Genomic DNA, 7,498 nt, shown 5'->3' with positions numbered 1-7,498 from the left:
AACATCCGGCTCGATAGCCGCGGTCGTCAGGTGCTGCGGGCGCTCCCTCGCATCAACGAAGACGTCAACGAAGAAAGGGCGTCGGACAAGACGCGACATCATGTCGATGGTCTCGTCCGTGCGCGTCTCGACAAGACCTATGTGCGTCGCGACGGCAAGCTTCAGCCGGCCACCTGGGCCGAGGCGTTCGACGCCATCAAGGCAGTCAATGCCGGATCGAGCGTCGCGGCGATTGCCGGCGATCTGGTCGATTGCGAAACTATGTATGCCGCCAAGGCATTGCTGGCCAAGCTTGGCTCGAGCTTGTTGGAAGGCCGTCAGACCGGCCTCGCTTATGATGCGTCCAGCCTGGCCGCGGTGAATTTCAATTCGACCATCGCCGGCATCGAAACGGCGGACGCGATCCTGATCGTCGGCTCCAATGTGCGCTGGGAAGCGCCGCTGGTGAACACGCGCATCCGCAAGGCGGTGAAGCGCGGCGTGAAGGTGTTCGCGATCGGGCCGGAGGTCGATCTGACCTATCCGGTAACCTGGCTCGGCAATGATCTTGGCCTGCTCGGGTCGCTGCCGTCTGAGGTGACCGATCTGTTTGGCAAGGCGCAGCGTCCGGCAGTGGTCGTCGGCGTCGGTGCGCTGAAGGCCGGGCAGGGGGCAAGCCTCGCGCTGATCGACAGCCTTGGCCTGATCAAGGACGGCTGGAACGGCTATAACGTGCTGCACATGGCGGCGTCGCGCATGGGCGGTTTGATGCTCGGCTATGCGCAGGCAGGCGGCATTGCCGACGTGACCAAGGCGGCGCCGAAGCTGACCTTCCTGCTCGGCGCCGACGAGGTTTCCGATGCGACGCTTGGCGGCAGCTTCAAGGTCTATGTCGGCCATCACGGTGATCATGGCGCATCGATCGCCGATGTGATCCTGCCGGCGGCGAGCTATGCCGAAAAGAGTGGCACCTACGTCAATCTCGAAGGGCGCGTGCAGCGCGGTGATCGCGCCGTCTTCCCGCCGGGTGATGCGCGTGAGGATTGGGCGATTTTCCGCGCGCTTTCGGATGTGCTCGGCCAAACCTTGCCGTTCGATACGCTGGAGGCGCTGCGCGCGCAGATGGCGGCAGAGGTTCCGGCGCTCGGCACGGTCGGCCTCGCGAGCTTCGACTGGAAGGTTCCGAGCCTCGATGCCTCGGCGTCGGGTGAGCTCGCTTATCCGATCCAGGATTTCTACCTGACCAACGCCATCGCCCGCGCCAGCGACACGATGCGCCGCTGCTCGGCCGAAATCCTCCACGGCGAAACCTATGCGGAGGCTGCCGAATGACCCGCTGGTTCACCGGCTTCCTGCCCTATGAAGCAGCGTGGTTCGTTGCCACGCTGATCGACATCCTCGTGATCGCGCTGCCGCTGATGCTGGCCGTTGCGATGATCATCTATGCCGATCGCAAGATTTGGGCGGCGATGGCACTGCGGCGGGGTCCGAACGTGGTTGGCCCCTTCGGCCTGCTGCAGTCTTTCGCGGATGGTCTGAAGGTCTTCCTTCAGGAAACGATCATCCCGGCTGCGGCCAATCGTGGGCTGTTCCTGATCGCACCGATCATCACCTTCACCGTTGCTTTGGCGGCTTGGGCGGTGATCCCGTTCGGCCCGCGCGCCGTGCTCGCCAACGTCAATGTCGGCCTGCTCTATCTGCTCGCGGTCAGCTCGATCGGCGTCTATGGCGTGATCCTGTCGGGCTGGGCGTCCAACTCTAAATATCCCTTCTATTCCGCGATCCGTGCCGCCGCACAGATGGTGAGCTATGAGGTCTCGATTGGCTTCATCGTGATCTCGGTCGTGTTGTGGACGGGCAGCTTCAACCTCAACGCGATCGTCACCGGTCAGCGCGGCCATATTCTCGGCTTCGTCAACGCCTACGGGCTCAACCCGCTGCTCTTCCCGATGGCGGTGATGTTCCTGATCTCGTCGATGGCGGAAACCGCGCGTGCGCCGTTCGACCTGACCGAGGCCGAGAGCGAGATCGTCGCCGGCTACCAGACCGAATATTCGTCGATGAGCTTCGCGCTCTTCTGGCTTGGCGAATATGGCAACGTGCTGCTGATGTGCGCGCTCAATGCCACCTTGTTCTGGGGCGGCTGGCTGCCTCCGATCGATCTGCCGATCCTCTATGCCGTGCCCGGCATCATCTGGCTGTTCGGCAAGATCCTGTTCTTCTTCTTCGTCTTCTCATGGGTGAAGGCAACCGTCCCGCGCTATCGCTATGACCAGCTCATGCGTCTGGGCTGGAAGGTCTTCCTGCCGCTGTCGTTGTTCTGGGTCTTCCTGGTCTCCGGCTATCTGATGGTCACCCGTTACGGAATGCACCCATGAACGTCGGTTATCTCATCAAATCCTTCACCTTGTGGGAATTCGTGAAGGCGCACGCCAAGACGTTGCGCTATTTCTTCAAGGCGAAGGCGACGATCAACTATCCCTTCGAAAAGAACCCGCTCAGCCCGCGCTTTCGCGGCGAGCATGCGCTGCGCCGCTATCCCAATGGCGAAGAACGCTGCATCGCGTGCAAATTGTGCGAGGCGGTATGTCCGGCGCAGGCGATCACGATCGAGGCCGAACCGCGTGAGGACGGCAGCCGCCGCACCACGCGCTACGACATTGACCTGACCAAGTGCATCTTCTGCGGCTTCTGCCAGGAAGCATGCCCGGTCGACGCGATCGTCGAAGGGCCGAATTTCGAATATTCGACCGAGACGCGTGAAGAGCTGATCTACGACAAGGCCAAGCTGATCGCCAACGGGGACCGGTGGGAACCGATCCTCGCGCAGAACCTTGCCGCCGATGCACCCTACCGTTAAGCCGCGCCGCAACTCGCAAGGGGCCCCCAACCAGCCGTGATCCAGATCCTCGCCTTCTATCTGTTTGCGGTCGTGACCGTGCTATCGGGCGTCTTGTGCGTGACCGCGCGCAACCCCGTGCACAGCGTACTGTGGCTGATCCTCGCTTTCTTCAACGCCGCAGGGCTGATGGTGCTGGTCGGCGCCGAGTTCATCGCGATGTTGCTGATCATCGTCTATGTCGGCGCCGTCGCGGTGCTGTTCCTGTTCGTCGTGATGATGCTCGACATCGATTTCGCCGAACTGCGCTCCGGATTTGCGCGCTATCTGCCGCTCGGGCTCGGGCTCGTGGCGCTGCTGGCCGGCGAGATCATCTTCGCCGGCAGCGCGTGGAATGCCGGTGGTCTGCAGCTGTCGCGGGTCGCCCCGACGCCGGATCCCGCGGGTATCCCCAATATCCAGGCGCTAGGTATCCTCATCTACACGCGCTATCTCTACATCTTCGAAGGCGCCGGCCTCGTTCTGCTGGTCGCGCTCATCGGCGCGATCGTACTAACGCACCGCAAGCGCGGTGACGTCCGCAGCCAGAATATCGCACGCCAGAATATGCGCCGTCCGGAGGATTCCACGCGCAATATGCAGCCTGGCATCGGGCAGGGGGTCGAGCTGTGATCGGATTGTCCCATTATCTGGTCGTGTCCGCGATCCTGTTCGTGACCGGCGTGTTCGGCATTTTCCTGAACCGGAAGAACATCATCATCATCCTGATGGCGATCGAGCTCATCCTGCTCAGCGTGAACATCAACCTCGTCGCTTTCTCGGCCTATCTCCACGATCTCGTCGGCCAGGTGGTCGCGATGTTCGTACTGACCGTGGCGGCGGGCGAGGCCGCGATCGGACTTGCCATTCTTGTGATTTATTTCCGTGGCCGCGGCACGATCGCAGTCGACGACGTCAACCGGATGAAGGGGTGATGGTGCACTTTTTCCATTCTCTGGCGCAAGCCGCGGTTAACGCCCGTGCGTCGGACCGGGAACTGCAGGGGGCGGTTCGTTGAGCATCATTGCTATCGTTTTCCTGCCGCTTCTGGCCGCGATCATCGCCGGGCTCGGCAATCGCGCCATCGGCAATGTGCCCGCCAAGGTCGTCACGACCGCGGCCTTGTTCGGATCGTGCGCGCTATCCTGGCCGATCTTCCTCGGTTTCCTGAACGGCACAGACACGGCTCATGTCGTGAAGGTGCTGAGCTTCATCAGCTCCGGCGATCTGCACGTTGATTGGTCCTTGCGCGTAGACACGCTGACGGCGGTGATGCTGGTGGTCGTCACGACGGTCTCCAGCCTCGTCCACCTGTATAGCTGGGGCTATATGGCGGAGGATCCGTCGCAGCCGCGCTTCTTCGCCTATCTGTCGCTGTTCACTTTCGCGATGCTCATGCTGGTGACGTCGGACAATCTGATCCAGATGTTCTTCGGCTGGGAAGGCGTCGGCCTCGCATCCTATCTCCTGATCGGCTTCTGGTATGAGAAGCCGTCGGCGCAGGCGGCTGCGATCAAGGCGTTCGTGGTCAACCGCGTCGGCGATTTCGGCTTCAGCCTCGGCATCTTCGGTGTCTTCCTGGTCTTCGGCACCGTCTCGATCCCGGCGATCCTCGCGGCCGCGCCTGGAATGGCCGGATCCACGATCGGTTTCCTGGGCGGACGGGTCGACACGATGACCTTGCTCTGCCTGCTGCTGTTCGTCGGCGCGATGGGCAAATCGGCGCAGCTCGGCCTGCACACGTGGCTGCCGGACGCGATGGAAGGTCCGACGCCCGTGTCCGCGCTGATCCACGCCGCGACGATGGTCACGGCGGGCGTCTTCATGGTGTGCCGCCTGTCGCCCTTGTTCGAGACCAGCCAGACGGCGTTGACGGTCGTGACCTATGTCGGTGCCGCGACGGCGTTGTTCGCAGCCACAGTCGGCACGGTGCAGACCGATATCAAGCGCGTGATCGCTTATTCGACCTGTTCGCAGCTTGGCTACATGTTCTTCGCGGCGGGCGTCGGCGCTTTCGGCGGCGCCCTGTTCCACCTTTTCACGCACGCCTTCTTCAAGGCTTTGCTGTTCCTGTGCGCGGGCTCCGTCATCCACGCCATGCACCATGAACAGGATATGCGCTTCTACGGGGGCTTAAGGAAGCATATCCCGATAACCTTCTGGGCAATGCTGGCCGGGACGCTCGCGATCACCGGTGTCGGCGTGGCGGAAGTGTTCGGCTTCGCCGGCTTCTATTCCAAGGATGCGATCATCGAGGCGGCCTATGCGCGCGGGACGACGGCGGGCGGCATCGCCTATTTCGTGGGCGTATCCGCCGCCTTGCTCACCAGCTTCTATTCCTGGCGCCTGATCTTCCTGACCTTCTTCGGCGAACCGCGCTGGGCAGGGTCGGAGCATATCCAGCACGCCGTGCACGATGCGCATGGCCATGGTCATCATGACGATGATCATCAGGCGGCGCATGGCCAGCACGTGCAGGAACATCGTGCCGATGCCGATCATGAGGCGCCCGACGAGGGGGCCGGCGCCGAGCCGCACGCACATGCGCCCGGCGCGCACGAGGTCGTCCATGGCACGGGAGGCTATCACCCGCATGAAAGCCCGTGGCCGATGCTGGTGCCGTTGCTGGTGCTCACGCTCGGTGCGATCTTCGCGGGTTATGTTTTTGCCCGTCCGTTCATCGGGGAAGGGGCAGCCCACTTCTGGCAGGGCAGCCTGTGGTTCAGCCATGAGCAGATGGAAGCCGCGCACCATGTACCCGCACTGGTGAAGCTGTCGGCTACGATCGTGATGATCATCGGCCTCGCCGTGGCCTACTATGCCTATATGGCGGATCGCTCGGTCCCGCGCCGCTTCACCGAAACCTTTCAGGGGCTGTACGCCTTCCTGCTCAACAAATGGTATTTCGACGAATTGTATAACCTCCTCTTCGTCCGCCCCGCCTTCGCTCTGGGCCGTTTCTTCTGGAAGCGCGGCGATCAAAAAACCATCGACCGTTTCGGTCCCAACGGTGCCGCCTGGGTGGTGCAGACGGGTGCCGTGGTCAGCCGCCGCCTGCAATCGGGCTATGTCTACACCTATGCTCTGGTGATGCTGCTTGGCCTTGCCGCAGCAGCAACCTGGGCGATGGCGGCCTGATATGAACCAGCTTGGCTTTCCCATCCTCAGCCTGCTGATCGGGCTTCCGATCTTCGCCGCGGCGGCCTGCCTGTTCGCCGATGCCAAGGCCGCCCGGTGGATCGCGCTCATTGCGACGCTGATCGATTTCGCGATCGGCGTCGTGCTGTGGGTCATGTATCAGGTCGGTGGGCCGCAATGGCAGTTCACCGAAAGCCTGCCGCTGTTCGGCAGCTTCAGCTGGGCGCTCGGCATCGATGGCATCGCGCTGATGCTGATCGAATTGTCGGTCTTCCTGATGCCGATCTGCATTCTCGCCAGCTGGGAATCGATCAGCAAGCGCGTGCCGGAATATATGGCGATGTTGCTGCTGACCGAGGCGCTGATGCTCGGCGTGTTCGCGGCGCAGGATATGTTCCTGTTCTACATCTTCTTCGAAGCCGGCCTGATCCCGATGTATCTGATCATCGGCATCTGGGGCGGGCAGGAGCGGATCTACGCCTCCTATAAATTCTTCCTCTACACGCTGCTCGGCTCGGTGCTGATGCTGATCGCGATGCTGTGGATGGCGAACTTCGCCCAATCGACCAGCATTCCGGTCCTGATGAACACCAATTTCCCGGTGCAGGCGCAGACGTGGCTGTTCCTTGCTTTCTTCGCCTCCTTCGCGGTGAAGATGCCGATGTGGCCGGTCCACACCTGGTTGCCCGACGCGCACGTGCAGGCGCCGACGGCCGGGTCCGTCATTCTGGCGGGCGTGCTGCTCAAGATGGGCGGATATGGCTTCATCCGTTTCTCGCTGCCGATGTTCCCGGCAGCCAGCGCGGAGCTGTTCTGGCTGATTGCGACGCTCAGCAGCATCGCGATCGTCTACACCTCGCTGGTCGCGCTGGTGCAGCAGGACATGAAGAAGCTGATCGCCTATTCGTCGGTCGCGCATATGGCGTTCGTGACCTTCGGCCTGTTCGCGTTCAACCGGCAGGGGCTGGAAGGATCGCTGCTGGTGATGCTCAGCCACGGCCTCGTGTCGGGCGCGCTCTTCCTGTGCGTCGGCGTGGTCTATGATCGGCTGCACACCCGTGAGATTGCGCGCTACGGCGGCGTCGCGACGAACATGCCTTATTATGCCTCGCTGTTCCTGCTGTTCACGATGGCCTCGGTCGGTCTGCCCGGCACGTCGGGCTTCGTCGGCGAATTCCTCAGCATGATGGGCATTTACGGCGCGTCGACCTGGGCGGCCTTCTTCGCGACGACCGGGATCATCCTTGGCGCTGCTTATATGTTGTATCTGTATCGACGCGTGGCGCAGGGGCCGCTCGACAAGCCGGACGTGGCCGCCATGTCTGATCTGTCGCCGCGTGAGTTCGTCATGCTCGTGCCGATCGCGCTCGTCGTGTTGTGGATGGGCGTCTATCCGGAGAGTTTCATGGCGCCGATGCGCAAGGACGTGGGCGTGGTGCTGGCGCGGGTCGATCCCGTTTGGCACGGGGGTGATTCCAAGCTGACCAAGGGCACGCGCCCGGT

Annotated in this window: 7 protein-coding genes; all 7 read left to right on the top strand. The window is 62.5% G+C overall.

Annotation, left to right across the window (positions count from 1 at the left end):
• Window positions 1–1,311, top strand: a 1,311-nt coding sequence (locus ACOJSI_RS10165; protein WP_420138169.1) for a molybdopterin-dependent oxidoreductase, incomplete at its 5' end; no start/stop codon positions are given.
• Window positions 1,308–2,357, top strand: a complete 1,050-nt coding sequence (gene nuoH / locus ACOJSI_RS10160) for an NADH-quinone oxidoreductase subunit NuoH (RefSeq protein WP_420138168.1) — start codon at window positions 1,308–1,310, stop codon at window positions 2,355–2,357. The genes ACOJSI_RS10165 and nuoH, both read left to right, overlap by 4 nt.
• On the top strand, window positions 2,354–2,839 hold the full coding sequence (nuoI, locus tag ACOJSI_RS10155; RefSeq protein ID WP_420138167.1) for an NADH-quinone oxidoreductase subunit NuoI: 486 nt from the start codon (window positions 2,354–2,356) through the stop codon (window positions 2,837–2,839). The genes nuoH and nuoI overlap by 4 nt, the downstream gene beginning before the upstream one ends.
• 36 nt (window positions 2,840–2,875) lie before the next feature.
• Entirely contained in the window at window positions 2,876–3,490 is a 615-nt protein-coding gene (locus ACOJSI_RS10150; RefSeq protein WP_420138166.1) for an NADH-quinone oxidoreductase subunit J, read from the top strand.
• On the top strand, window positions 3,487–3,792 hold the full coding sequence (gene nuoK, locus ACOJSI_RS10145; RefSeq protein ID WP_420138165.1) for an NADH-quinone oxidoreductase subunit NuoK: 306 nt from the start codon (window positions 3,487–3,489) through the stop codon (window positions 3,790–3,792). The genes ACOJSI_RS10150 and nuoK overlap by 4 nt, the downstream gene beginning before the upstream one ends.
• Before the next feature lie 79 nt (window positions 3,793–3,871).
• Entirely contained in the window at window positions 3,872–5,995 is a 2,124-nt protein-coding gene (gene nuoL / locus ACOJSI_RS10140) for an NADH-quinone oxidoreductase subunit L (RefSeq protein WP_420138164.1), read from the top strand.
• Between the two features lies 1 nt (window position 5,996).
• On the top strand, window positions 5,997–7,498 hold a 1,502-nt coding region (locus ACOJSI_RS10135; protein WP_420138163.1), incomplete at its 3' end, for an NADH-quinone oxidoreductase subunit M.

Source organism: Sphingomonas sp. (genome assembly GCF_048595155.1).
In the GTDB taxonomy this organism is placed as follows: Bacteria; Pseudomonadota; Alphaproteobacteria; order Sphingomonadales; family Sphingomonadaceae; genus Sphingomonas_I.
Note: the sequence above shows the minus strand (reverse complement) of the source record. Positions and strands in the feature narration are given on the sequence as shown.

Excerpts from the sequence above, each read along its gene's own strand:
- nuoI (WP_420138167.1), top strand. The coding sequence starts at position 2,354 with ATGAACGTCGGTTATCTCATCAAATCCTTCACCTTGTGGGAATTCGTG.
- nuoH (WP_420138168.1), top strand. The coding sequence starts at position 1,308 with ATGACCCGCTGGTTCACCGGCTTCCTGCCCTATGAAGCAGCGTGGTTC.